Source organism: Streptomyces sp. NPDC002446, from assembly GCF_053595675.1.
This window is the reverse complement of sequence record NZ_JBSFYC010000016.1, coordinates 1-24541: the sequence shown is the minus strand read 5'-3', so window position 1 is coordinate 24541 and position 24541 is coordinate 1. Positions and strand designations below refer to the sequence as shown.

Here is a 24541-nt window from a genome sequence, read left to right as displayed (position 1 = left end):
CCGCCTCAGACCCAGCCCGCCCCCTGCGATATCCGTATGGCGTCCACCCTGTTTCGGGCACCGGTCTTGCGATTGATCGCCGCCATGTAATTGCGTACCGTCCCACTGCTCAGATGCAGGTCACGGGCGATCTCGGAGACCGAAGCGCCGCCCGCGGCGAGTGACAGCACGCTCAACTCGCGCGGCGTCAGCGGCATGTCAGCGGCCTCGAGGAAATCCGGGGTGAGCGAATGGTCCACATAGCGCTTTCCGGCCGCCACGAGCTGTATGGCGTGCAGCAGCCGGGCCGGTGGGGCGTCCTTGTCCACGAAACCCCGCGCGCGTGCGGCGATGGCCCGGCGCAGGGTGCCCGGCCGGCAGGCACTGGCCAGAACGAGCAGTGCGCATCCCGCGCCGCCCGGATGACCCGCCGAGGACACCGAACCCGAGCAGTCCACGTCCACGACGCACACCTGCGGCCGGAAGGAACGGGCCCGCCCGGGTGCGGTCTGCCAGCAGGCGGCGACCGCGTCGATGCCCTCCTCGTCGCGCAACAACGCGGTGAGCGCCGAGCGCAGCAGCCGCGTTTCGTGCACCACCAAGACCCGGATCACGTTCGCCCCTTCGTTTTGCTGTGCATGTCTGCCCCGTTACCGGACGTTGCCCGTGCAACAACAGGCGCTGTGGCGACGGTTACCCCCATGAGCCTCTGCCGCAGCACTCGGTTTCAGCCCCGAACGGTGCCCTGCAGAATTGTCACGGCTGACATTCCCGCCAGACGGACTTTCGACGGATCTGACTGGAATCCATGTCATTACGCCCGGATGCCGCCTCGTGCATTCCTTGTCGAGCTGGCCGGACTCCACAATGCGCAGGAGGGAAGACACCCGCCAGTAGGCCGGTCGGCCCGTGCGTGCACGAAGTTGCCACGGTCGTTCCGGGTGCGCCCGAAGAGCGGTGCTGTCGTAGGGACTTCACACACCAAGGGGTCTGCTTCCGGAAAGCGCATACGGCGGACGGCGGAGCATTCCCGCCATCTTCGCGTTGACCGCTTAGCGGGTTGCCTCCCACACCTGTTACGGGTGTGGTGCAGGGGGCAGATGATCTTTGCGGGTGGGCGGGCCGGATCCGTCAGCCGGACTTCGGCGACGGTCCGGCCGCCGCCGCGCGCGGGGGCCAGGTCTGGGGAGCGAGGATGCCCAGGACATAGGCGCGAGCGACCAGAGCGCACCTGTTGGGAGCGTCCAGGAGGTCCCGCAGGCGGCTGAGGTGGTAGTCGACGGTCTGCCGGGAGAGGCGCAGCGAGGTGGCGATCTCCGCATTGCTGCGGCCGGCCGCAAGCAGCGACAGAATACGTTCCTGACTGGCCGTCAGGTCGGGGTGCGGCTCATGGGCGAGGCCCTGGTGGGTGACGACCGCCCAGACGCTGGTGGCGCGGGCCGCGCTGCGCCCCACCGTCGTCAGATGCAGCCGGGCCCTGCGCTGCCGGCCGTGCGCGTCGACGAGCAGGGCGGAGGTCTGGATCCGTCGGCTGCGGCGGACTATCAGATCACGCCAGCCGCGCCACAGACCGGCTGAGCGCGAGGCGGGCGCCAGTACGCTGTCGGCCCGCCGGCCGACCAGGTCGGACAGCCGGATCTGCAGCAGTTCGGCGGCCGCCGCGTTCGCCTGCTGGATCCGGCCGCCGGCGGAGAGCAGCGCGCACGGCAGCCCGCTGTGATCGCGCAGCGCGCACAGGCTCTCCTCGGCCTCCCGGCGCTGGCGGAGCGCACGGGTGTAGTCGCTGATGTCGATGTAGATGCCGGCCACACAGGTCTCGGTGCCCTCCTGTACGGGGAAGCGGTGGCCGGCCGCCTGTCCGCCGCTGCCGTCCGGGCGGTGGTAGGTGAGCGTGTGCCGGACCGGTTTCCCGCGGGTGAGGACGTCGTGGTCGAGGGCGAGGACCCGGGCCGCGTCGACGGGGGAGTCGACCTCCTCGACGTGTTTGCCGATGATGTGCTCCGGTGTGGTGCCGTACAGGTGGGCGTAGGCGTGGTTCGCCCACAGGTGGCGACCGCCGGCGTCCCGGATGAAGGCCGGAGCGGGGGCGAGGTCGGCGAACGCGTCGTAACGACGGTCGGCGGCGGAGCCGGTGCCCACCTCCACGGCGAGTCCCCGGCAGCGACCCTGCCGCGGAGCCCCGACGGGCCAGTGCACATCGAAGAGCCGGCCGTCGAACTGCGCCCGCCAGTGGCCGAGTCCGGCGGCGGTCGGGCCGGACAGCTGCCGGCGCACGGTGTCCAGGAAGCGCTGCGCGGCCCCCGTGTCGCCGAAGGCACCACCCCCGCTGTCGGTCACCCGCAGCTCGCGGTCGGCCTCCCACCAGGACACCGAGAGGTGTTCGAGCAGCGACTTCAGACCGGTCTCGTCCACAACGGCCTCTCTTTGGTGAAGAGTCCAGGCGTCCCACGACGGCGCGCATGCCGCGCCACCGCCATGCGTATCCGGCGCTCCCCGGGCGCATACGCGCTTCTCGGCCGATCTGGACGGCTGCGCCCGGCCGCCGGAAGCGCCTCCTCCACCGCCATACAGCATCACGGAATCTTCACCAGCTGGCCGCGAAGTCCACAACTCTGGCGTTTGCCTGAGTGCGTACGGCCCTCAGCGGCCCAGCGGACGGCCCCCGGCTGCTTCGCTAGAGGTACGGCGAACGGACAGCGGATCCGGCGTCGTCGGCCGCCCCGGTCCACCGGTAGGTACGGCCCCCACTCCGCCTGTAGAGGAGTCGAATTCCAGTGAGCACGGTGCTGTTCGTGTATGCCAAGGGCGGTCCGCCCCTGGGGTATGCCCTGTCACGGGTCGCCGCGCGGTCGGCAGTGCACCTGCTGGCGCTCAGCACGCTTCCGCCCACCGCCGCCCCGGCCGCCGAGCGGCTGTGCGCCTCCGTAGCGTGCCCCGACGGCGCCGAGCGGGACGATCTGGTGTCCTTGATCGTCTCCCGGGCCGAGACCGTCGGCGCGGACGCGATCGTCACCTTCTCCGAGTACGCGGTCGTCGCGGTCGCCGAGGCCTGCGCGAAGCTCGGCCTCGCCGGGGCCGGCGACCGCAGCGCGCTCGCCCGCGACAAGCGGCTGATGCGCCGCACCTGGATGCAGCGCGGCATCTCCCAGCCGCGGTTCCGCCCGGTGGCCGACGAGCAGGAGCTCCGCGACGCGGCCGGCACGCTCCGCCTCCCCCTCCTGCTGAAGTCCGCCTGGAGCGCGGGCTCCACCGCACACCAGATCATCCGCTCCGCCGACGAGACACCGGCGGCCTGGGAACGGGCACATGCCGTGATGGCCGCGTCCGCGGAGCTGGGCTACGCCGAACTCCACGTGGCCGGTGCCGGTGGGGACTTCCTCGTCGAGGAGATCGTCCAGGGCACCGCGGACGGCTGGTTCGAGCAGAGCGGCTGGGGCGACTACGTCAGCGTCGAGGGCGTCGTCGCCGACGGGGAGTTCCGCCCGGTGTGTCTCAGTGGCCGGATGCCGACCGTGGCGCCGTTCACCGAGCGCGCCGGCATCACCCCCGCGCCGCTGCCGGACGACACCCAGCGGCGCATCGTGGCCCTCGCCCGCGAGGCCGTCGACGCGCTCGGCCTGGAGAACTGCGGTACCCACACGGAGATCAAGCTCGGTGCGGACGGCCGGATGTGGGTGATCGAGACCGCCGCACGCTTCGGTGGCGCGATGACCGTTCCGCAGATCGAGGAGGTCTACGGCCTGGACCTCATCGGCATGCTCGTCGACCACCTGCTGGGGCGGCCGGTCGCCTGGCCCGCCCAGGCCCTCACCGCCCAGGAGGCCCGCGGCGCGGCCGGCTCGCTCGTCGTCCTCGCCGTCGACGCCGCCGGTGACGCCTGGCCGGACCGCCGCGTCTGGGATTTCCCCGCGGTACGGGACGCCCTGCCGCCCGGCACCGCCGGCCGGCTGTCCGTAGTGGCCGACAACTCGCTCCCGGACGGCGCCCTGGTGCCGGTGTACGACCCGACCGCGGGCGCCAACACGATGGCGGCGCTGTGCCTGCTCTCCGCCACCGACCCAGAAGCCGTACTCCGCGACCTCCAGACCCTGGTGCACGCCCTGCCGCAGATCCTGCCCCGCGCCACCGGCGCCACGGAGGCCCGCTCATGAACACCACCACCCTCCCGCCGGCCGCCGCCCCGCGCCCCGTCGCCGACCGCACGGCCGTCGGCCCGCACCTCGCCCTGCCGCTGTTCCGGAGCCTGTGCGGAACCCTGGCCGGCCACCCGTACCTCAAGGTCGTGGTGGACCGCGTCGAGGGCACCTGGCACCTGCTCGACACCGCCGTCCACCCCTTCCACGTCGACTACATCGCCACCCGGATCCTCGGCATGCAACCGGCTGAGCTGGACTCCTGCCTCGACGCCTTCAACGCCTCCGTCTACATGGCCCCCGACCGCCGCTTCCTGCTGGGAGTGCTCTCCCTGCACACCGACGAGAACACCGAGGGCCGCCGCCGGCCATTCCTCGTACTGGAGACGACCGAGGCCGACACCATGGACGGCCCGTTGCTGCAGGAGTTCTACACGTTCGTCCGGCACCGGCTCGACGGCCGGCTGCCGCTGCTGCTCAAACCGGCGAACCACGGTCAGGAGCAGGCCCTCGCCCCCATCAGCGACGTCCGGGTGCCGCGGATCCTCAGCCACCAGCTCTTCGGCCACCGCACCCGCACACCGCTCAACCCGGGCGAAGCCGCCGGCCGGCTGCGCCACTTCCGGACCACCGAGGAGTACGCGGCCGCGGCCGGCACACTCGGCGGATCCGACATCGTGGCCATGCCGTGCCTGCCGGACGACGTGCCGCGCGTCGCGGGCTTCATCAACACCGCGGCGACCACCCCGCTCTCGCACACCAACGTCCTCGCCTCCGGCTGGGGCATCCCCAACGCCGTCGTCCGCGACCTGGACCGGCTCATCAAGGACGAGAGCCTGGACGGCGGCTGGGTGCGCTACCGCGTCACCGAGGACGACATCAGCCTCGTCCCGCTCAGCCCGGCGGCGGTACCGGCCGCACCGGCCCCGCACCGGCAGCGCATCCGCCTGCGGACGCCGCTGCTGGACGACATCGCGGCGCGGCCGTTGCGCCGGCTGCGCCTCACGGATCAGAACCGCTACGGCACCAAGGCCGCACACCTCGGCGAACTCCACCACGTCCTGAACTCCCGCACCGCCGACCTCACCGCCTTCCACGGAAAGCCGCGACCGCCCCGCCCCGACCTCTACCGGCACCTGGCCGCCCGCCTCGGCACCACGCACCCGGCGGCCCCCGGCGAACTACGGGCCGCGGCCGCCGACTTCGTGGCCGACACCGTCGGCGCGCCGGACGGCACCGCCCTGCCGTTCGGCCTGCAGCACCGTTTCGTGCGCTCCTCCCCGGCACTGCGCAAGGGCATCGTCCGGCTCAAGGCGGCCCTCGACCGCGGCACCCCCGAGGCCGTGGAACCGCTCTGCCTGCATCTTCAGCAGCTCGTCCGGACGACCGAACTCCCCGACGAGGTGGCCCGCGAAATAGTCCGGGCACTGCCCACCGGACCGGCCGCCGGCCGCCGCCTCGTGGTCCGCTCGTCCGCCAACGCCGAGGACCTGCCCGGCTTCTCCGCGGCGGGCGTCTACACCTCCGTCACCTCCGTCCACGGCGCGGACCAGCTCCTCGACGCCGTACGCGAGGTATGGGCCTCCCTGCTGTCGCCGCGCAGCGTACGGCTCCGCCACCAGGCGGGCATCTCCCTCGACGACACCTACATGGGCGTGATCGTCCAGCCGTACACCCCGGCCGCCCTCGGCGGGGTGCTGGTGACCTGCAACCCGACCAAGCGCTCGGACTTCCGCAACGTCTGCCTCAACTGCTCGCCCGGATCGCCCGAGGCCGTCGTCGACGGCACGGCGCTGCCCCTGCAGTACCTCTACAACACGGTCGAGGGCGGCGGCCGTACCGTCGCCCTCGGTTCGTCCGGCACGGACCTGCCCGCCGCCACACGGGAGCGTCTGGCGCACCTGGCCCTGGCCGGCCGGCTGCTCCAGTCGCACTTCAGCGCACCGGACGTGGACCGTCCGCTCGACATCGAGTGGCTGATGACCGATCAGGGCGCCTTCCACCTGGTCCAGATCCGCCCCTACGCGCGATGAGCCGCCGCAGCACCCACCCGGGCAGCGCCGCCGCACCGCGGACCGCCCTCCTGACCCCGCGGGCCCACCGCATCATCCGCCTGAACAACGCCTTCCAGCTGCTGTTCAACCTCCTGTGGTGGATGCCGGTCTTCTACGCCTACCAGCGGCAGGCGGGCCTCTCCGACGGGCAGATCTTCGGCATCCAGAGCATCTACTACATCGCCTTCTGCCTGTTCGAGATTCCGACCGGACTGGTGGCCGACCGCCTCGGTGCCCGCAACTGCCTGCGCGCCGGCGCCGTGGTGATGACCGCGGCGAACCTGGCCCCCCTCTTCGCCCCCACGTACACCGGCTTCCTGGCGCACTTCCTGGCGATCGCCGCCGGTCGCTCCCTGACCTCCGGCGCCGCCAGCGCCTACCTCTACGACAGCCTGCGCGCCGAGGGCGCGGGCGAGCACTACCTGAAGGCCGAGGGACAGGCGCGGGCATGGGGCCTGGGGGCGAAGGTGCTGTGCTGGCCGCTGGTCGGTCCGCTCATGGAGCTCGCGCACGGCGCACCGTACGCACTGAGCGCAGCCAGCGCCGCCGGCTCCCTGCTGTGCGCCCTGGTCCTGCCGGGCCGGGCCCCGTCCCCGCCGGTCGCCGCCCCGCGCCGCCGCCCCCCGGCCCTGCACAACGCCACGGCCGCCCTGCGCACCCTGCGCGCCACCCCCTGGCTCGCCCTGGTCATGGTGCAGGGAGTGGCGGTCTTCACCCTCTCCCGCATCTGCCAGGTCAACCTCTTCCAGCCGGTGCTGCTGGACCACGGCATCGGTGAGGGCTCACACGGCGCGGTACTGGCCGCCATGACCGTCGCCGAGGCGGTGGCCTCGGCCCGCCCGCAGTGGCTGACCGCACGGCTGCGGCCGGCGGCATGGGTGACCCTGCTCAGCCTCGCGATGGCCGGGACACTGGCGGGCTCCGCCCTCGGCGGCCCGTGGACCGCCGTCGCTCTGCTCTGCCTGTTCGCCGCCGTCTGCGGCCTCACCTACCCGCTCCAGCGCAAGCTGGTGAACGACGCCATTCCGCCCGGCGCACCGCGCGCCACCCTGCTCTCCGTCGAGAGCATCGTCGACCGCGGCGTCTGCGCCCTGGCGGCCGTGGCCGCGGGCGCCTACCTCGCGGCGGGCCGGCTGGACGCACTGCTGTGGCACAGCGCCCTGCTGACCGCCGTCCTGATGGCCGTCTGGCACCTGGCCGCACGACGCGCTGCCCGGTCCCGCGCCCGCGGTCCGGCTCCAGAAATCCGTTTCGCGCCGCGGGAGAGACGGCCTACCGTGGCGCGATGACGACTCAGGTGATCATTCTCAACGGTGGTTCCAGCTCGGGGAAGTCCGGAATCGTCCGGTGTCTGCAGTCCGTACTGCCGGATCCATGGCTGACGTTCGGCTGCGACTCGTTCGTCGACTCCCTGCCCGCGAAGCTGCAGGCGTCGGACGAGGGGATCGTGATCGCGCCCGATGGCGGGGTGAGCGTCGGGGCGGACTTCCGGGCGCTGGAGGCGGCCTGGCGGGAGGGCGTCGCGGCGATGGCCCGTGCGGGCGCCAGGGTCATCATCGACGAGGTCTTCCTCGGCGGGGCGGCGTCCCAGCAGCGCTGGCAGAAGGCCCTCGGCGGACTGGCCGTGCTGTGGGTCGGCGTCAGATGTGACAGCACGGTCGCCGCGGGCCGTGAGCTCGCACGAGGAGATCGCGCCCAGGGCATGGCCGCGGCACAGGCACAGCGGGTTCATGACGGGGTGGTCTACGACCTGGAGGTGGACACGACCCACACCGAGTCCCTGGCGTGCGCACACACCATCGCCGCCCATGCCGGCTGAGCCACCGAGCATCTCCTGGCCGAAACACGGCCGGCCATTTCACGCGGAGGAGTGGATTGGGGCGGCGGCCGCATGGCGGCCCGTTCCCGGAGCCAGGCTCTGTGCGGCGATCAGACAAACGGTCGCATCGCCGCGCGCATCCGTGACGCGTGGCCCAAAGGAGGGGAAAGCCCATGTACGCACGTCGACGCACCGCAGCAGCCGTGGCAGCGGCCACCCTGGCCGGACTTCTGCTGGCTGCGGCACCCGCCGTCGCCCACTCGGCGATCACGCCATCCGCACCGGCGCACACCGCCGCCAAGTCGGCGGCCGCACACTGCGGCTACTACGACGGCACCGCCACGACCCAGCGCGGCGACCGCGGTGACCGGGTCAGGGAGATCCAGTGCCTCATCAATGTCTGGTCCGGAGGCCACGCCCTCGACGTCGACGGTGCCTTCGGCCCGCGCACCGAGAGCTGGGTCGTGCACTTCCAGGACGTGAACAACCTCCAGGTGGACGGCATCGTCGGCCCGCAAACCTGGGGCGCGCTGCGGGCGGTTTGACCCCGCAGCAGCCGAACCCCACGCCCTCGGAGGCCCCCACCCCGGCACATGCCGGATCGGACCCGCTGGCTGAGTCGTGTCACCGAAGCAGGCGGAGTGAGCGGAGTGATCAGCGCCACAGCGCCGGGGTGGGATGTCACTTTGTGTTACCATCAAACGTTTGCGCGGTCGTGACGGCTGGCGATGCGGCCCGTCCGGTTCCCCTTGTTCGTCGGCTGCTCAGTCCTGCCGGGCCTTCCTCGGTACGTCCCCCATGCGGAAGGCTCTTCATGAACCACCCGGACCGCCCCGGCACCTCGCACGGCGACCCCGCCCAGCCAGTGGCCCCCACCCCGACGGTGCCCCCGGTCGCCTCCTTCGCCGATCTGGAACTGCCGGCCGAGGTGCTGCGCACGCTCACCGAGCTCGGCGTGCGCGAGCCTTTCCCGATCCAGGCGGCCACGCTGCCCAACGCCCTCGCGGGACGCGACGTCCTGGGGCGCGGGCGTACGGGATCGGGCAAGACGCTCGCCTTCGGCCTGCCGCTGCTCGTACGGACGGCCGGGCGGCGCGCGGAGCCGAAGGAGCCCCTCGCCCTGATCCTGGTGCCTACCCGGGAGCTGGCCCAACAGGTATCCGAGGCGCTCGCCCCGTATGCCGCCGCGCTTCGGCTGCGGATGGCCACGGTCGTCGGCGGCATGTCGATCGGCCGGCAGGCCGCTGCGCTGCGCGACGGGGCCGAGGTCGTCGTCGCCACCCCTGGCCGCCTGCACGACCTCATCGAGCGCAGGGCCTGCCGCCTGGGACGGGTGCGGATCACCGTCCTCGACGAGGCCGATCAGATGTGTGACATGGGTTTCCTGCCGCAAGTCACCGAGGTGCTCGACCAGGTGCACCGCGACGGCCAGCGGATGCTGTTCTCGGCCACCCTGGACCGCGACGTCGACCACCTGGTCCGCAGCTACCTCCACGACCCCGTCGTCCACTCGGTCGACCAGTCCGCGGGCGCGGTCACGACGATGGATCACCATGTGCTGGTCGTCCACGGCCCCGACCGGTACGCCGTCACGACGGAGATCGCCGCCCGCGACGGCCGCGTACTGCTGTTCCTGGACACCAAGCACGCGGTCGACCAGCTCACCCGGCATCTGCGGGCCAGCGGAGTGCACGCCGCGGCCCTGCACAGCGGCAAGTCCCAGCCGCAGCGCACACGGACCCTCGCACAGTTCAAGAACGGCCAGATCACCGTCCTGGTGGCGACCAATGTCGCGGCCCGTGGCTTGCACGTCGACGACCTCGATCTCGTGGTGAACGTCGACCCGCCCACCGACCCCAAGGACTATGTGCACCGCGCGGGCCGCACTGCCCGGGCCGGTGAGTCCGGCAGCGTCGTCACGCTGGTGCTGTCGGCCCAGCGCCGCGAGATGAGCCGGCTGATGGCCGAAGCCGGCATTGAGCCGACGATCACCAAGGTGCGCTCGGGCGAGGCGGAGCTGACCCGGATCACCGGGGCCAAGGCCCCCTCCGGCACCCCGCTCGACGGTGGGCCCGCCGCGCCCCGGGCCAAGAACACCAACGTCCCCTTCCGGGGCCTGGGCACCAGCAAGGGCGCCTCCCGCGGCACCGGCGGCAAGTCCCGCAAGGCCAGCGAGGCCCGTCAGCTTGCCGAGGCCCGCAAGGCGGCCCGGGTACGCCGCGGCGGCTGAGAGCTGCTGCCCGTCATCTGCCCGTCATCGCAGCCCCTGCCCTCTTCCGGGCAGGGGCTGCGATCTTTCGGACGGCGCGTGGGACGGGGACTATCTCGTCGACCGGCCGAAGAACTCCAGCTCGGCGACGGCCACTTGCTTGTCGTCCGTGGCGCCGTACGCGGAGTGCAGCACCAGCCGCACGGTCATCGCATTCCGTACGGCCACATCGATCTTCTGTACCCCGCCGTCATTGATCCGGGGGTGCGAGATGTGCCGCTTGCCCGCGGAGTCGGTCACGATCAGGTCGAACTCGCGTGGGCGGGCCGGGTCGGCGGCCTGCGGGGTGCGTGCGGAGGCTCCGGGGGTGATCAGAACGTTGAGCAGGTCGGTGGGCTGGCCGAATCCCGCCTCCAGGTACTGGCCGTCCGAGCTGCCCGAATAGCCCGTCCCCCACCAGGTGTTGGAGTAGCCGTCGAACGCGAGCTTCGCGGCGTGGCCGGGGCCGGCGTGCGATGCCTTCCAGCTGGCGGCGGGTACGGGGACGCGCTTGGCGAAGTGGTCCTGTACGGCCCGGGCGGCCGGTGGGACCCCGATGATCGCCCCGACCACGACGGCCGCGATCACCGCCGCCACCACCGCCCGGGTGATCCACCGGGTCCGGTCGCGGTTCAGCCGCGGGCGCTGCCCGGCGTACGGGCCTTCGGCGGTGTCGGGCGCGGCGTCGGCGAGCGGGGTGGCGCAGCTCCGGCAGAAGTGCCGCCTCGGCTCGTTGAGCGTTCCGCAGCTCCGGCACGGTGCGCCGTGCTCGGGCTGGGGGGCCGCCTGCGGAGTACGGACGCGGGGCCGGGCCGCATCGGGACGGCCCGGCAGCACGCTGCCGGGTGCCTCGGGAGGCGGGGTGGCGGAGGCGCCCGGTACGGGGACCAGGAGGGCGCGGATGCCGGTGTCGGAGACGCCCCTGCCGCCGGCCGGACGGGGCGCGCCCGGGCCGCTCTGGCCGCTTCGGCCGATCTGGCTGTCCGGACCGTTCTGGCTGTCCGGGCCGTGCTGGCCTTCTGGACCGTGCTCGCTTTCTGGGCTGGCCGGACTGGGCTGGGGCGGGCCCGCGTACGCGTCGTTCGTGGCGGCCGGCGGGAGCGGGGCGGTCGGGGCTGCGCCGGCGCCCTGCGTAGCGGCTGGGGGAGCAGTGGGGGGTGCGGGGGGTGTGGCGGGGGGTGTGGTGGTGCCGGACGGTGCGGGGCCGGGCGGGGTGTTCGGGCCGGGGCTGGGTTCCGGGGCCCTCGTCGCGGGGGTTGCGGGAGCCGGTGGGGGCGCGCCGGCCGTACGGTCCGGATCTGTCGTGGGAGACGTGGGAGACGGCGCCGCCGGTCGGTCCCAGCGCAGGAAGGCTCCGCAGGAGTCGCAGAAGGACTGGCCTGTCTGGGGAGCGGGGGCGCCGCAGTCGGGGCAGATGGTGTGGTCGGTGGGCATGGGTCAGGTTCCTTCAGGGGTGAGCGGGTGGGTCACCTCGGCCGTGAAAGGGAGGTGTGCGGGGCGGGCGGCTGCGACGATGGCGTGCAGACGGTGCGGGTCGACGGCGGCGGGGTCGCGGACCCGCAGGGTCACCCGCAGGCCGGGGTGCGGCGAGCCCGGGAAGGGGCCGAGAGGGCGCGCGGACCAGGTCGCGCCGCCGCTCTCGGAGATCTCCGGGGCTACTCCGAAGGCCAGTTGGACGGCGTCCGACAGGCCGCGCCGGGTGCCGCGTACGCGGTGCAGCGAGACGGCCGTGGCCACCGCGCGGCGGCGGGTGGCCAGTGGTTCCGTCCCGTCGAGTTCGGTGCCGACCCACGTGGTCAGCCAGTCGACGAAGTCCTCGGGCGCGAGCGCGGGCGTGAAGTAGCTCTCCAGGCAGTCCAGGACGTTGAAGAGCGGGGCGAGTACGACATCGAGGCCCTCGACGAAGCGCTGGGCGAAGTCGTCGTCGGCGTAGACGGCGGGGAGCTGCCCGCCCAGGGGGTGCGGGGAGGCCATCCCCGCGGGTGTGCCCCTCATCGGGCCTCGATCACACGGACGCGGTGGTCGAAGGGGAACAGGAGCGCCGAGCGGGAGAGTTCGATGCGGTCGGTGGCGTCGCCGCGGCGGCCGGTGAGCGGGTCGGCGGGGTGCAGGAGGACCTCGTCGACGAGCTCCACACCGGGTACGCGCTGCAGGGCCGCGAAGATCTCACCGGAACGCAGCGGGCGCCCGAAGGGCCAGCCGTCGCCATGGGCTCCGCCGGTCAGCGGGTCGAGGTAGGCGTAGAGCGCGTCCAGCGCCTCCGCACGAACGCGGTCGGCCCGCGCCGCACGGAAGGAGTGCAGCGTCGCGACGACCGTGACGCCTTGGTAGAAGGGCGGGCCGACCGCGAGGCGGGTGCCCACCGGGCGGCGCTCGTCGAGGAACTGCGTGACCCGGCCGAGGAGTTCCTCACCCGGTACCAGCTGTTCGAAGCGGAGCCGGCCGCCGCGGTCGGGGACGGCCTGGGGGACGACCAGGACCCGGACGGCGTTCTCGCCGGTCCGGCCGTTGTCACCGGCGCCCGCTCCCGGCGCACTGTTCGTGGCGCCCGTCGACCGCTCGGCGGGATCGACCGCGAGACAGGCGATCCGGGCGGCCTCGGGCGCCGCGCGCCGCGCCAATTCCTCGTAGTCGCGGGCCGTCACGGCCCGTTCCTGCGCGCGCAGCGTGATCGGCGCGCGGACCTTCGCCTCCTGCACCGTCTCGCCATCGACCCCACCGCGCGCCGCCTCACGGTTCTCGACGCGCGCCACGTACGGAATCGAGCTGCGCAGCGCCTGGATCGCACCGCGCGCCACATTGCCCGCACGCCCGCCGCCGGTGCGGTAGTACGGGGCCCGTATCGCCGCACCCTTGACCGGTACGGCCCCGAACTGCCGCACCGAACCGTCCGGTTGGCGCACCGAAGGGCCGAAGGCGATCTCGCCGGTCGCCTCGTCCAGCGTGATGTGCCGGTCGTGCGGGCCGGAGGCCGCGAAGTCGGGGACGACCTGCCACTCCTGCCAGCCGTCCCCCTCCGAGACCTCCAGCCGCAGCGGCGGGCGGTCGGCGACGACGGGCGCGTGCGCCAGCCGCATCCGCTGGCCGGGCACGCCCGCGGATTCACCGAGCGGCTCGTCCTTCACCACGACGGCGTGCGCGACGGTCGTGGTGCCCCCGATGGTGAACGCGGAGGCGGACCGCACGGTCGGTGAGGCGCTGTAGAACGGCTGGCCGGGCGCGGCCTCGACGACCCGGCAGCGCAGCCACGCGGCATCCGTCCTGCCGATGCGGGAGACGGTGTGCCCGGCCGGGACGTGCAGTACGACCTCGCCGGGCCGGTTGAGGCCGCCGGTGGAGTCCTCCGAGACCTCGCACTGCGTCCATCCGTCGGCGGTCCATGCCTCCCAGCGCAGCGGCGGCTGGCGCGGGTCGACGCCGACGCCGTCCACCCGGCTGTCCAGCAGCAGTACGGCCGCGCACCGCGGCACCGCCGCCGACAGCCCGAACAGCAGGGTGTCGCCCGGCTGCGGGGCGGCCGCGAAGACGGCCACATCGCGACCGCCGAAGATGTCCTGGCCGCAGTCCTCGGGGGTGGTGCCCGCCTCCTGCCGCAGTACGGCGGCCAGTTCGCACGGCACGACGGTCAGATCGTCCTCGGTGGCGAAGACCACCGCCTCCTCGGTCTCGGTCCGGCCGGTGGCCACCTCCGTCCCGGCGGGCAGTACGACCGGCTCGGGCTGCGGGGCGGAGAGCCAGAAGGTGACGTCGGCGCGGGCGGCGGAGGGCGGGAAGAGGGTGACGCCCAGCAGGTCGAGGAAGGCCAGATGGTTCTTCTCCGGCACCCGGTTGAGCCGGTAGACGATCTGGTCGGCCATGTGCGCGACGGCCTCGATGAGGGTCACTCCGGGGTCCGAGACGTTGTGGTCGGTCCACTCGGGGCAGCGCTGCTGGATGTAGCGCTTGGCGTCGTCGACGAACTGCTGAAAGCGCCGGTCGTCGAGATGGGGTGCGGGCAGGGCCATCAGGCTTCGCTTTCGGTGGACGCGAGGGACGCAAGGGACCCGGTGGCGGCGGACTCCGTGGACGGGATCACATAGAAGGGGAAGACGAGGCTGCGCGGATTGTTGGTGCCGCGCACGCTGTAGCGCACGTCGATGAACAGCACGGACGGATCGTCGGGCGCCGGACTGACCTCGACGTCCTGGACCTCGATACGGGGCTCCCAACGGTCCAGCGAGGACCGCACCTCGTAGCGGATGCGCCCGGCCGTCGCCTCGTTGACCGGGGCGAACACCAAGTCGTGGACGGCGCAGCCGAACTCCGGCCGCATCGGCCGCTCGCCGGGCGCGGTGGCGAGAACGAGCCGGATCGACTCCTCGACCTCGCGCTCGCGGCGGGCCAGCGCGATACCGCCGCCCGCGTCCGTACGCAGCGGAAAGGCCCAGCCCGCGCCGACGAACTGTTCACTCATCTCCGGTGCCCCCCTTGCCCCTTGAGATGCATCTCCCTCAACCTCCTCAAGTCCCTAGACCTCTAGACCCCTAGAAAGGAATGCCGTTAGAAAGGAATGCCGTTGCGCAGGACGGCCGGTGCGTTCAGCGCGACCGTGGCCGGCGAGCTGATGGCTGCCGCGGCGCCCGCGTTGACGGCCACCGCGCCGACCGCGCTGACGGAGACCGCACCGACCGAGTTGACGGCCACCGCGCCGGCCGACTTGAGGCTGATGGCGCCGGTCGCGTTGATGTCCGCCACGGCGCCCGCCGCGACGCCGAACTTCGCGCCCGCCTTGATGTCGACCGCCCCGCCGGCGCTCATCGTCAGCGAACCCCCCGCGGTGAGCGACAGATTGCCGCCCGCCTTGATGCTCACGTTCCGGGTCCCGGTGATGGAGACGGAGCCGTCGCTGCGGATGGTGACCTGGGTGCGCGTCTGGTCCATGTGGACGGTGAGCTTGCCGTTGCCGGTCTGCAGCCGGATGCCGCTCTTCATACGGGACTTGGCGTCGACGAGCTCGACGGTGTGACCGCTGCGCGAGGCGATGGAGCGCCAGTTGACCCGGCCGCTGGTCGGGTCCACCGGCTGCAGCCCGTCCGTGTTGGGCGTCGGCTTGTCGATGCCGTTGTACAGCCCGGCCAGGACGTACGGATGCTCCAGCGAGCCCCGGTCGAAGGCGCACAGCACCTCGTCGCCGACCTCGGGCAGGATCAGGCCGCCGCCCCGTACGCCGCCCAGCTGCGCGACCCGGCACCAGTCGCTCTCGTACGTGTCCGACAGCCAGGGGAAGCGCAGCCTGACCCGGCCCAGCTTCAGCGGGTCCTTGGCATTGCTGACCAGGGCCATGGCCACGCCCGGCATGGGCGGCGCCGGGTCCGCGCCGCCGGAGGCGAGCCCGTACAGCGACCGGAACTGCCGCCCCGAGACGGTCAGCCAGGTGGTGAACTGCCGCCCGGACTCGAAGACATGACGGACGCCGGTCGCCGTGTACTTCCCCTCGAAGGGAAAACCGGCGCCCTTGAGCGCGACCGGTTGGCCCGGCTTCAGCTGCGGATTCCCGGTGACCGCCACCTCCAGCTCCGCGAAGGAGCTCGCCACGTCGTCGGCGAGCGCACGCGCGGCATGGGTGACCTGGGCCTGGGAGGTGAACGGAACGTCCGTGGCGGTGAGTTCGGCCGCCCCGAAGGGCTTGCTGAGCGCCGCGGGACCGATGTCCGCGACGATGTCCTTGCTCGCCGCTGCCGGGGACCGCGCGGACAGCGCACGCTTGGCCCGCATGTCCCAGCCGCGTGCCCCCGCCTTGTCGACCTGCCCGGCGGCCGTGACGGCGATCCGGCTGTGCAGCGCGTTGTGGCCGAACTCCAGGACGTACGGACTCTGCGCGGCCGGTGTGCTGTCGGCGGGCGCGGACGCGGCCGGGGCGAGCCTGCCGAACCGCAGCTTGCCCTGCGGGTCGAAGGAGAGATGGGCGTCGTTCTCCTGGGCGAGGCGGGTCAGAAAGTCCCAGTCGGTGACATTGGGCTGGGTGGCCAGCTCGTAGACCGTGCGGGTGGCCTCGACCTTGCCGAGGGAGAGCTTGTTGAGGCCGGCGAGACGGCGCACGATGTCGCTCGCGGTCATGTTGGGGTAGCCGGCGACGCGGCGATTGCGCAGCAGCCGGTGCCCAGGGTCGTAGCCCCGTACGACCAGGTACTTGCCGCTCGCGTCCGCGTCGACTTCGAGCGCGGTGACCTCGCCGGTCAGCATGGGGGTGCCGCGCTGCCCGTCCGTGAAGGGCGACAGCACCGCCTTCGCGCCGACCTTCATCTGCGGGAAGGTCTTGAGGATGTCCGATCCGGCGTCGCTGAAGGTGAGCTCGAAGGCGGACGGCACATTGACGCTCGCGTCCACCCAGCCTGCGATGAGGAGGGCGGCGAGCTTGTCGGGCAGCGGCGTGCCGCCGATCTCGGCGTACAGGACGCTGGTGTACGTCTTCTCACTCATCGGATGTTCTCGCTGGTCATCGGGCGGCCTCGTGGGTTGTGGGGTGGCCGGTGGGACGGTGCGCGGGAGGGCCTTGCGGCCGGTCTTCGGGAGGGGCCCCGGGACGGACCTCGGGAGGGGCCTCGGGAGGGTCTTCGTCGGCGGCGGGCAGCAGCAGCTCCGTGCCCGGCCGAAGCCGCATCGGATCGTCGATCTCGTTCGCCTCCGCGATCAGCCGCCAACGGGTCGCGTCCCCGTACTCCCGCCAGGCCAGCGACGCGAGCGAGTCGCCCGCGACCGTGCGGTGGATACGACGCGCGGAGAGCGCTCCGGAGGTGGGGTTCTGCCCCTTGGTGGGCATGGCCACTTCGGTGAGGGACAGCGTGCAGGTGGCGCGGATCGGCTCGCCGGTCGGGTTGAAGAGGGTGTACGTGGCGCTGACGCTCGTCACGTACGCCACGAACTGAACCGTGTTGAACGACCCCCAGGAAAAGCGCACCCAGGGTGGTGACGGACGCTTGGAATTGACGCTCTGCGCCGTCACCTCGCAGCAGGACAGCAGCAGTTCGATCTGCTTCTGCACCTTTCCGGAATTCGGGGTGCCGGAGGCGTCCAGGAACACCTCCAGCTGGAGCGTGGCGGGCCGGGTACCGGTGAACTTGGGCGGCGCCCCGCGCGTATAGGCGACCGCGGTCTGGGTGTGCCACTCCGCCTCCCGACCGAGTTGCAACTGGGTGGGGTTGAACTGGAACTCCACCTCACCGATGCGTCCGCCGATGGAGCCGCCGAGGTCGGTGGGGGGCTGGTGGATCGCGAGGGCGGCCCGTACGAGGCTCGCGCCCGCCTTCCCGCCGGTCGGTGCGGCCACCTCAGGCACCTCCCGCGTCGGTGAATCCGTGGTGCGCGATCTCCAGCGTCTCGGTCGCCACGCCCGGGCTGGCCGGATCCAGACTCGGCCCCTGCCAGCGCACGGGCAGCACCTCCACGAGCCCCCACTGCGCGACGACCGAGCCATCGGCGCGCAGTGCGGCGATCTGCGCGGTGGGCCTGCTGATGCCGGTGGCGAGGGACGAGATCCAGGCGGCCACACGGGAGGTGTCGGCGGTGAGGGGACGGGTGAGACGGATCGTGGAGAACGTCACGCGAGTGGGCAACTGCCAGACAAAACCGTTGTTGCCGCCCTCCTGCCGCTGCTCCACCTGCACCTCGGAGGCCAGGCCGTCACATCCGTTGAACAGGCCGAGGTCCTGGCCGTCGATGGTCAGCTTGAAGAAGACGGTGGAACCGGGGTCCTGGGCCTGGGGCATGGTGGGTGGTCTTTCGGTGAGGCGGCGGCGGGCCGGTCGGGGCTGGAGCGGGAACGCGGGTGGGACGGGAGAGCGGGAACGCGGGTGGGATGGGAGAGCGGGAACGCGGGTGGGACGGGTGGGATGGATGCGGGACGGTGCGGGTCAGCGGCCGTGATCGCGCAGTCGGCCGATGCGCTCGCGGTCGCCACGCAACTCGGCCCGGAGCAGCCGAGAGAGCGGCGCCACGAGCCGACGCGCGAGCGCGTCTAGGGCGGCGGGGTCGGTGGGGTTGGTGGGGGTGGGGGGAGTGGTGGGGGTGGTGGGTTCGGTAGGGGTTATGGGGGTGGTGGGGGTGGTTCTGGGGGGAGGTGGGGAGCTGTTCGGGGTGGGTTTCGTGGTGGTTTTCGGGGTGGCTTCTGCGGGGGTTGGTGGTGTGGGTGTTGGTGGTGTGGGGACGGTTGGGGAGGACCTGGGGGCGCGCTGGATCGGACGGATGGTTCCTGCTGGAGGGGAACCGGGGGGCGTGGTTGACGCGAAGGGCTTGGGGGTCGGCGTTGGGGGCGGGGCCGGGGCACTGGAGGCGGTCGGGGCACGCCGCACCATGGGCATGCTGGGGACGGCCGGTGCGGTCCGGGTCGGACGAGACGGAGCGCGCGAGGGGCTCGGTGTCCGTGCCGGTGCGGGTGCTGATGCCGGTTTCTGTAGGGCGACGGCCGGGAGACCCGCACGTCGGGGCACGGATCCCGCTGTGCCAGCTGTGCTGTCCGTGTGAGCCGGGCTCGACGCTCGCCGTAGGGGGACGGCGGGTGCTGCGGCCTGCACGGTTGATCGCTGCACCGCCGCGGGGCCACCGGGCTCCGCCCTCTGCCCGGTGGAAGGTTGCGGGGCGACGGGGGCGACCGGGGCGAGTGCACGTTCCGACGCGAGCGGTGCTCGGCGGGCGGCGACGAGGGGAGCGGCGAGAGGTCGACGAGGGACGCTGGTTGTCAGCACTCGCTTCGTCGGCGTACGGGATTCCTGGGTGTGGCTCTCCGAGGTATGGCTCACCGATGTATGGGTCGTCGTCAATGGCCCGGGGGCAGACGGTTCGATGGCCGTCGCGGAACGCTGCACCGGGGCCGGGGCCGGGGCCGGTAGCGGTGTTGGCGCTGGCGCTGGCGCTGGCGCTGGCGTTGATGTTGGTGTTGCCGTGGGTGTACGCGCCGGTGCAGCGTCCTGCCGACGGATCGCGGTGGACTCGGCCGGTGCGCCGATCAGTGGCTTGTGTGGGACCGCGGGTTGCGCGGACGGGCCGGGGCTCGGCGTACGGCCGTCATCGGTCGACGGCTGGACCGGCTGTGCGTCGGCCGCAATGCCCTTGACCGGGTTGCTGGTCTCTCCATTCGGGGGCAGCGGAGCTCCAAGTCCCAGGCGCTGACCACTTGTTTTTGCGGTCCGCCGCACGAGCCGTTGGGCAGCCTGTCCACCTGCCCGCTGCACCGGCCGGGGCGTTCGTTCGCCGTCGCTCGCGGTCGGGCTCGGGGCGATCGGTCGGCGGGGGACGACAGCGGTGGGGGCTGGTGCCGCACTGTCGCCCGGCGGTTCGGTGGTCGGGGTGCGGGGGGAGACGGGAGTGACTGGGGGAGCCGTTGCCGGATCCGCTGTGGCCGTCGGCGCCGATGGCGCTTCGGTGCGTGGCGAGGGCGCGGTGGGAGCGGAAGGCGCGGTGGGAGCGGGGGAGGGGACGGTGACGCTGCTCCGCGTACGCGACGGGGTGGCCGGCCGCAGCCGGCGCGGCGGCAGCGCGACCTCACCGGTCGAGGTGAGCGGGGATCGCGCGCCGACGGCCTTCCGTACGGGCCTGGCTACGGGCAGAGCCGAGGGGAGGGCGTCCGACGGAGTGAGGGGCGGCATGGCGGTCGGCGTGACGGACGGCTTGGCAGATGGCCTGGCAGGCGGCGTGGTAGGCGACGCGGCGGACGGCCCGGACGGCCCGGACGGCCCGGACGGCCCGGACGGCTCGGACGGCTCGGACGGCTCGGACGCCGCGCCGCGCGATGGCGTGCTCGGCGACGTGACCGGCACTGCGCCCGGCACGTCGTTCCGTGGGGTCGCGGACGACAGCTCGCCCCCCGACGCCGGTTGACCAGGCGCGCGCACGGCAGAGGCGGCGGTACTCGGCGCGCCCGGCACCGCGGCTGCCCTCTGCACGGCGACCGCGCTTCGGGCCGCGCCGCGTACGGCACCTCGCGTCTCGCCGCGTACGGCACCTCGCGTCTCGGTACGTGCCGCACCCCGACTCTCGGTACGTTCCGCACCCTGGGCCTCGGTACGTGCGGCACCCCGACTCTCGGTACTTTCCGCACCCCGGCTCTCCGTACGTGCCGCCCGCCGGTTCTCCGTACGCACCCCATCCCGGTTCTCCGCGCCTGCCCCAGCCCCAACGCCTCGCCCCACACCCGCGTCAGCCCCCGGTCCTGGCGCAGCCCCAACGCCTCGCCCCACGCCAAAGCCCCACCCCGCCCCCGCACCCACGCCCGGCACAGCTGCGAACGCAGAAGCTGCCCCCGTGCTACCGGCCGCGGGTTCGTCGGTCCGCCCTGCGACCGGAAGCCGCAGGGTCGGTAGCCCGAGGTCGAGGGGGTGGCCGGTGACCGGCACCAGGGCGTTGTGCAGCACACCACCGGGTGCCGTGGCACGGACGTCGTGCCCCAGCTCCCCTCCGAAGGACGGGTTGCGGTGTGTGCTCAGCGACGCGGCGAAGCCGGCCTCCGCGATGGTGTGGGGCGTCGCCAGGACGCGCTGGATGGGGGGCGTGGCAGACCAGCCGCCACAGCCACCGCCACCTCCGCCGCGACCACCACCGTCCGCGCTCCCGGCAGAGGCAGCCGCAGCCGCAGCCGCCCCGAGCGCAGGCTCATGCGCACGCTGCGTTCCCTTGGCACTTCGCGACCCCCGTCGCCGCCTGAACAACCCCATCCTCCGTCACTGCTCCCCTTCAGCCCGCTCCACCAGGGCGGCGATCTGTGACACGTACGCGCGCCGGTCGGCGTGTTCGAGGTCGAGGATGTCGTCGATGCCCCAGTGGAAGTGGTAGGCGAGATAGGCGACTTCCTCCTCGATGCGCCCGGTCGCGTACGTCACGATTCCCCCAGGCGGCTCCCGGCCAGTTCCACTTCGAAGGACTCCTCGCAGTGCGGGCAGGACACCGCGGCGCGCGTGTGGCCCTCCGCATTGATCTGCCGGTAGAAGTCCTGCAGAAAGGCCAGATCGGAGGCGAACATGTTCTCCACCGTCCCGTCGTGCACGGACGCGAGCGTCCCGAGCCGGGTGATGACCCGGCCCAGCAGCACGACCGACAGATACGCCGGATTCTCGCGCACACGCACATCCCGCAGCGGGATCAGTTCGTCCCGTGCCGTTGCGAGCCGCATCGCGCCGTTTCGGTGGACCGTCCCCGACTCGTCCACGAATCCGCGCGGCAGCTCGAACTCGAATTCCGTACGCAGCGGCTCGCGTTGCTGTTGCGCCCCCGCCGGACCGTCGCGCCGCATTACTCGATGACCAGCTCTTCGAAGACGATGGTGACCTGCTCGGTCAGCGCGGCGGCGTCGCCTGCCTTGACCCCGCTGGTCTCGACCTTGCTGCACCAGGCATTGCGCATGTTGTAACGCTTCACGGGGTTGTTCTGGTAGTCCATCATCATGATCGTGGCGTTCTTGCGGGCCGAACCCATGTCGCCCGCAATGGACTTGTTGATCCACTCGCTGAACGCGCTGCTCTGCGTCATACCGCGGGTCACCGTGCATTCACCGGCCTTCTTCGTGCCGGGCATCTTCTTCACGACGGGCTTTCCGTCCGCCGAGACCTGCTGGTATTCGATGACGTCCTGCTCCATGGTCAGTCCGCTGACCTCCTGCAGGTATTCGACCATCACGCCGTCGATCTGCAGGCCGAAATTGTGTGAGGTGAGGGCGTCACCGGGCTGAAGGGACAAGGTGGTTCACTCCTGTTGTGGGATGAGGAAACGTGATGACGGGAGAGGGGGAGGGGGAGGGGGGAGGAGGAGATGGCTGGCTTCGGTTACTCTTGTTACTCCTCCAGCTCTCCGCCACCGCCCGAGAACTGGGCCAGCCGGAAGACCACGAACTCGGCGGGCTTGACGGGCGCGATGCCGATCTCGCATACGACCCGCCCCAGGTCGACGGACTCGACCGGGTTGGTCTCCGCGTCGCATTTCACATAGAACGCGTCCTCGGGCCGCTGCCCGAACAATGCGCCCGAGCGCCACTCGTTCACCAGAAAAGCCGAGATATTGCGCCGGATGCGGGCCCACAGCGCCTCGTCGTTCGGCTCGAAAACCACCCACTGGGTGCCGATGAGAATCGACTCCTCCAGGTAGTTGAAGTAGCGCCGTACGTTCAGGTAGCGCCAGGCCGGGTCGGAGGCCATGGTCCGTGCGCCCCACACCCGGATTCCGCGTCCGGGGAAGGCCCGGATGCAGTTCACGCCGACCGGGTTGAGCAGATCCTGCTCGCCGCGGGTGATCTGCAGCTCCAAGTCGACCGCCCCACGGACGATTTCGTTCGCCGGGGCCTTGTGGACGCCACGCTCGGAGTCGTTACGGGCCCACACACCGGCCATGTGCCCGGACGGCGGGATGGTACGGGTCTGGCCCGTGGCCGGGTCGAAGGCCTTGATCCACGGGTAGTAGAGCGCGGCGTAGCGGGAGTCGTAGCCCGCGATCTCCTGGCGCCACTTGCGGATGTCGCGGGCGTTGAGCGCCGGCGGCGGGTCCAGGACCGCCATCCGGTCGCCCATCAGCTCGCAGTGCGCGATCAGGCCCAGCTGGACGGCCTTGACCTGCTCCAGGTCGATCAGGCCCTGCTGATAGGCGGCCATCAGGTCGGGTACGGCGACCATGTTGACCTCGTCGAGCGCCTCCAGGCCGCCGAAGCCGGTGCGGTCGGCGGAGTCGCCGATGAACTGGCCGGAGGCGAGCTGCTCGACAGTGCCGTTTCCGGCGGCGGGCGTGGGCGCCGGGGTGGGCGGGGCCAGTGTGAGGCTCTGGGCGTCCGGCTTCGTCACCTGGCCCGCCGGGACGGCCTCCTCGATGACGATCGCCTTGGAGCGCTGCTTCACCAGCGCGACGACGTAGTTCCGCGAGCTCTTCTTCGCGCTGACGTCGAAGCTCTCGACGACCTTGTCGCCGTCCCTGACGACCAGCTTGAACCGGTCGGCGCTGCCCTCGCCCTCGACGTCCTGCACCTCGATGGTGAGCGCCCCGCCGGCGGCGGAACCAGCCGCGATCGCCGCGACCTTGAAGGCCCCGAGCGCGGCCGGCTCTCCTGCCGTCAGCGCCCTGGGCGCCTCAGGGGACCCGGCGCCCCGCGACTCTCCGGTGCCGGAACCGCCCACCCGTACGACATACGCGGCCGTGCCCCCGTTGTTGAAGAACCCGTACACGGCGTGCGCGAGGTAGTACCCGTCCGTGAACTCCCCGAAGGCGGCCACGTACTGGGACCAGTTCGTCACCAGCGTCGGCTCGTTGAGCGGACCGGTGGGAGCGAGCCCCACAAAGGCCGCCACCGACGTCCCGACCCCTTCGATGGGCCGCGACCCGCTGGCGACTTCCTCGACGTAGACGCCGGGGGACAGGTAGGTGGGCATGTTCTGTTACTCCCTGGATATGCGAACTGGCCGATTCGGTTGTTTCTTGAGCTATTCGTTTGTTCGTTTGCCTGTCGAGCTGCTGGGATATTTCTCGTGCCGCGCGAGGGCGGTGGCGGTGGAATGGACGGCGATGAGGATCAGGAAACCGTGTACGCGAACGTGGCGGTGAGGGAGCTCATCGAGGTGGCCGCGATCTCGTCGCAGCCCTTGTAGAACTCTTCCTCCTCGTTCGGGTCGAAGCCGTTGGCGGAGACCAGCTCGGCGAGTGCCTGGTACTCGTTGACCGCTCGCCTCTTGAAGTCCCCGTCTTCCTGGTCCACCTCCGCATCGCGGTGGAACTGGGAGTCCTTGGAGCCGCCGGTGGCGGAGTTCCCCTTGGCCTTGGCGAAGATGGCGTACCGGTTGAAGGCCTCGTGCAGCGTTCCGGCGGCGCCGGTGACGACCTGGTTGAAGGCGGCGATCGCCACGGTCGGGTTGGCCGCGGCACGGCGGAATTCCGCGCCCTGAATGATGGCGACCACCTTCGCGCAGTACTTGCGGCCCTCCTCGCTCATTCCGTCGAATGCGTATCCCGGCTCGGTCAGGGCCCGGATGAAGTGCTTGGCGAGTTCCGCTTCGGACAGGCCGGTACTGTTCCCGGCGCGTTCGAAGAGCGCCTCGTAGTCGCCTTCCTGGGGGCCGCCCAGGACGAAGTTTCCGGTATGGCCGATGGAGTAGGAATTCCCGGTCGGCTGGTGTGTGAAGGGGTTCACCATCTTCTGGCGATTGCGGAACCCGTCAAGCTCTTGGTGCGTCCCGCGCACGGAGAGCCGCCGGCGGACCTGCGCGAGGCGATGGATCTGCTCACCCTCAGAAAGGTCCACTGCCATGTGATCCGGATTCGACGAACCGGTCTTGACGGCGGTGGGAACCACCGGAGGAAGGTGGGC

The 24541-nt window shown here is 71.8% G+C and carries 21 protein-coding genes; 7 read left to right on the top strand and 14 right to left on the bottom strand.

Annotated elements, in window-relative coordinates:
• Window positions 1-5 precede the first annotated feature (5 nt).
• Both ACWD6P_RS12205 and ACWD6P_RS12200 read right to left on the bottom strand, forming a co-directional pair.
• Window positions 6-593 (bottom strand): LuxR C-terminal-related transcriptional regulator, encoded by a 588-nt coding sequence (locus ACWD6P_RS12205; RefSeq protein ID WP_451443967.1) that lies wholly within the window; start codon window positions 591-593, stop codon window positions 6-8.
• Between the two features lie 517 nt (window positions 594-1110).
• The gene (locus ACWD6P_RS12200) at window positions 1111-2391 is read right to left on the bottom strand and encodes a helix-turn-helix transcriptional regulator (protein WP_451443966.1); all 1281 of its coding nucleotides are present in this window, start codon (window positions 2389-2391) and stop codon (window positions 1111-1113) included.
• Between the two features lie 362 nt (window positions 2392-2753).
• Here ACWD6P_RS12200 and ACWD6P_RS12195 point away from each other — a divergent pair, with 362 nt between their 5' ends.
• The 6 genes from ACWD6P_RS12195 to ACWD6P_RS12170 all read left to right on the top strand — a co-directional run bounded on the left by ACWD6P_RS12195 (window position 2754) and on the right by ACWD6P_RS12170 (window position 10215).
• Window positions 2754-4130, top strand: a complete 1377-nt coding sequence (locus tag ACWD6P_RS12195) for an ATP-grasp domain-containing protein (protein ID WP_451443965.1) — start codon at window positions 2754-2756, stop codon at window positions 4128-4130.
• Window positions 4127-6145, top strand: a complete 2019-nt coding sequence (locus ACWD6P_RS12190) for a PEP/pyruvate-binding domain-containing protein (RefSeq protein WP_451443964.1) — start codon at window positions 4127-4129, stop codon at window positions 6143-6145. Before ACWD6P_RS12195 ends, ACWD6P_RS12190 begins: the two co-directional genes overlap by 4 nt.
• Window positions 6142-7455 carry an MFS transporter gene (locus ACWD6P_RS12185; protein ID WP_451443963.1) on the top strand — a complete coding sequence of 438 codons (1314 nt, stop codon included), beginning with the start codon at window positions 6142-6144 and terminating at the stop codon, window positions 7453-7455. The genes ACWD6P_RS12190 and ACWD6P_RS12185 overlap by 4 nt, the downstream gene beginning before the upstream one ends.
• Window positions 7452-7985: a chloramphenicol phosphotransferase CPT gene (cpt, locus tag ACWD6P_RS12180; RefSeq protein ID WP_451443962.1), complete on the top strand. Its 534-nt coding sequence runs from the start codon at window positions 7452-7454 to the stop codon at window positions 7983-7985. The genes ACWD6P_RS12185 and cpt overlap by 4 nt, the downstream gene beginning before the upstream one ends.
• A 173-nt stretch (window positions 7986-8158) precedes the next feature.
• A complete protein-coding gene (locus tag ACWD6P_RS12175) occupies window positions 8159-8530 on the top strand; it encodes a peptidoglycan-binding domain-containing protein (protein WP_451443961.1) in 372 nt (123 codons plus the stop codon).
• Window positions 8531-8799: 269 nt separating this feature from the next.
• Window positions 8800-10215 carry a DEAD/DEAH box helicase gene (locus tag ACWD6P_RS12170; RefSeq protein ID WP_451443960.1) on the top strand — a complete coding sequence of 472 codons (1416 nt, stop codon included), beginning with the start codon at window positions 8800-8802 and terminating at the stop codon, window positions 10213-10215.
• 90 nt (window positions 10216-10305) lie between these two features.
• Here ACWD6P_RS12170 and ACWD6P_RS12165 read toward each other — a convergent pair whose 3' ends face one another.
• The 7 genes from ACWD6P_RS12165 to ACWD6P_RS12135 form a co-directional block, all read right to left on the bottom strand.
• Window positions 10306-11667, bottom strand: a complete 1362-nt coding sequence (locus tag ACWD6P_RS12165) for an NADase-type glycan-binding domain-containing protein (protein ID WP_451443959.1) — start codon at window positions 11665-11667, stop codon at window positions 10306-10308.
• 3 nt (window positions 11668-11670) lie between these two features.
• On the bottom strand, window positions 11671-12228 hold the full coding sequence (locus tag ACWD6P_RS12160; RefSeq protein WP_451443958.1) for a phage tail protein: 558 nt from the start codon (window positions 12226-12228) through the stop codon (window positions 11671-11673).
• Complete coding sequence (locus ACWD6P_RS12155) at window positions 12225-14237, bottom strand: putative baseplate assembly protein (protein WP_451443957.1); 2013 nt, start codon at window positions 14235-14237, stop codon at window positions 12225-12227. The genes ACWD6P_RS12160 and ACWD6P_RS12155 overlap by 4 nt, the downstream gene beginning before the upstream one ends.
• Complete coding sequence (locus tag ACWD6P_RS12150) at window positions 14237-14686, bottom strand: GPW/gp25 family protein (protein WP_451443956.1); 450 nt, start codon at window positions 14684-14686, stop codon at window positions 14237-14239. Before ACWD6P_RS12150 ends, ACWD6P_RS12155 begins: the two co-directional genes overlap by 1 nt.
• Window positions 14687-14772: 86 nt before the next feature.
• Window positions 14773-16692, bottom strand: a complete 1920-nt coding sequence (locus ACWD6P_RS12145) for a VgrG-related protein (RefSeq protein ID WP_451443955.1) — start codon at window positions 16690-16692, stop codon at window positions 14773-14775.
• Between the two features lie 16 nt (window positions 16693-16708).
• Window positions 16709-17539, bottom strand: coding sequence for a CIS tube protein (locus tag ACWD6P_RS12140; RefSeq protein ID WP_451443954.1), 831 nt, complete (start codon window positions 17537-17539; stop codon window positions 16709-16711).
• A 1-nt stretch (window position 17540) separates the two neighbouring features.
• The gene (locus ACWD6P_RS12135; protein WP_451443953.1) at window positions 17541-17978 is read right to left on the bottom strand and encodes a phage tail protein; all 438 of its coding nucleotides are present in this window, start codon (window positions 17976-17978) and stop codon (window positions 17541-17543) included.
• Between the two features lie 1708 nt (window positions 17979-19686).
• Between ACWD6P_RS12135 and ACWD6P_RS12130 the strand changes: the two genes are divergently transcribed.
• Window positions 19687-20085: a hypothetical protein gene (locus ACWD6P_RS12130; protein ID WP_451443952.1), complete on the top strand. Its 399-nt coding sequence runs from the start codon at window positions 19687-19689 to the stop codon at window positions 20083-20085.
• Between the two features lie 839 nt (window positions 20086-20924).
• Here the strand turns inward: ACWD6P_RS12130 and ACWD6P_RS12125 are convergent.
• From ACWD6P_RS12125 to ACWD6P_RS12105, 5 genes are all read right to left on the bottom strand, one after another.
• On the bottom strand, window positions 20925-21083 hold the full coding sequence (locus tag ACWD6P_RS12125) for a DUF6760 family protein (RefSeq protein ID WP_451443951.1): 159 nt from the start codon (window positions 21081-21083) through the stop codon (window positions 20925-20927).
• Window positions 21080-21493, bottom strand: a complete 414-nt coding sequence (locus ACWD6P_RS12120) for a hypothetical protein (protein ID WP_451443950.1) — start codon at window positions 21491-21493, stop codon at window positions 21080-21082. The genes ACWD6P_RS12125 and ACWD6P_RS12120 overlap by 4 nt, the downstream gene beginning before the upstream one ends.
• Window positions 21493-21936 (bottom strand): phage tail protein, encoded by a 444-nt coding sequence (locus tag ACWD6P_RS12115; protein WP_042160544.1) that lies wholly within the window; start codon window positions 21934-21936, stop codon window positions 21493-21495. The genes ACWD6P_RS12120 and ACWD6P_RS12115 overlap by 1 nt, the downstream gene beginning before the upstream one ends.
• A 95-nt stretch (window positions 21937-22031) precedes the next feature.
• Entirely contained in the window at window positions 22032-23609 is a 1578-nt protein-coding gene (locus ACWD6P_RS12110; protein WP_451443949.1) for a phage tail sheath family protein, read from the bottom strand.
• A gap of 140 nt (window positions 23610-23749) precedes the next feature.
• Window positions 23750-24541: hypothetical protein (locus ACWD6P_RS12105; RefSeq protein WP_451443948.1), on the bottom strand; the 792-nt coding region annotated here is incomplete at its 5' end.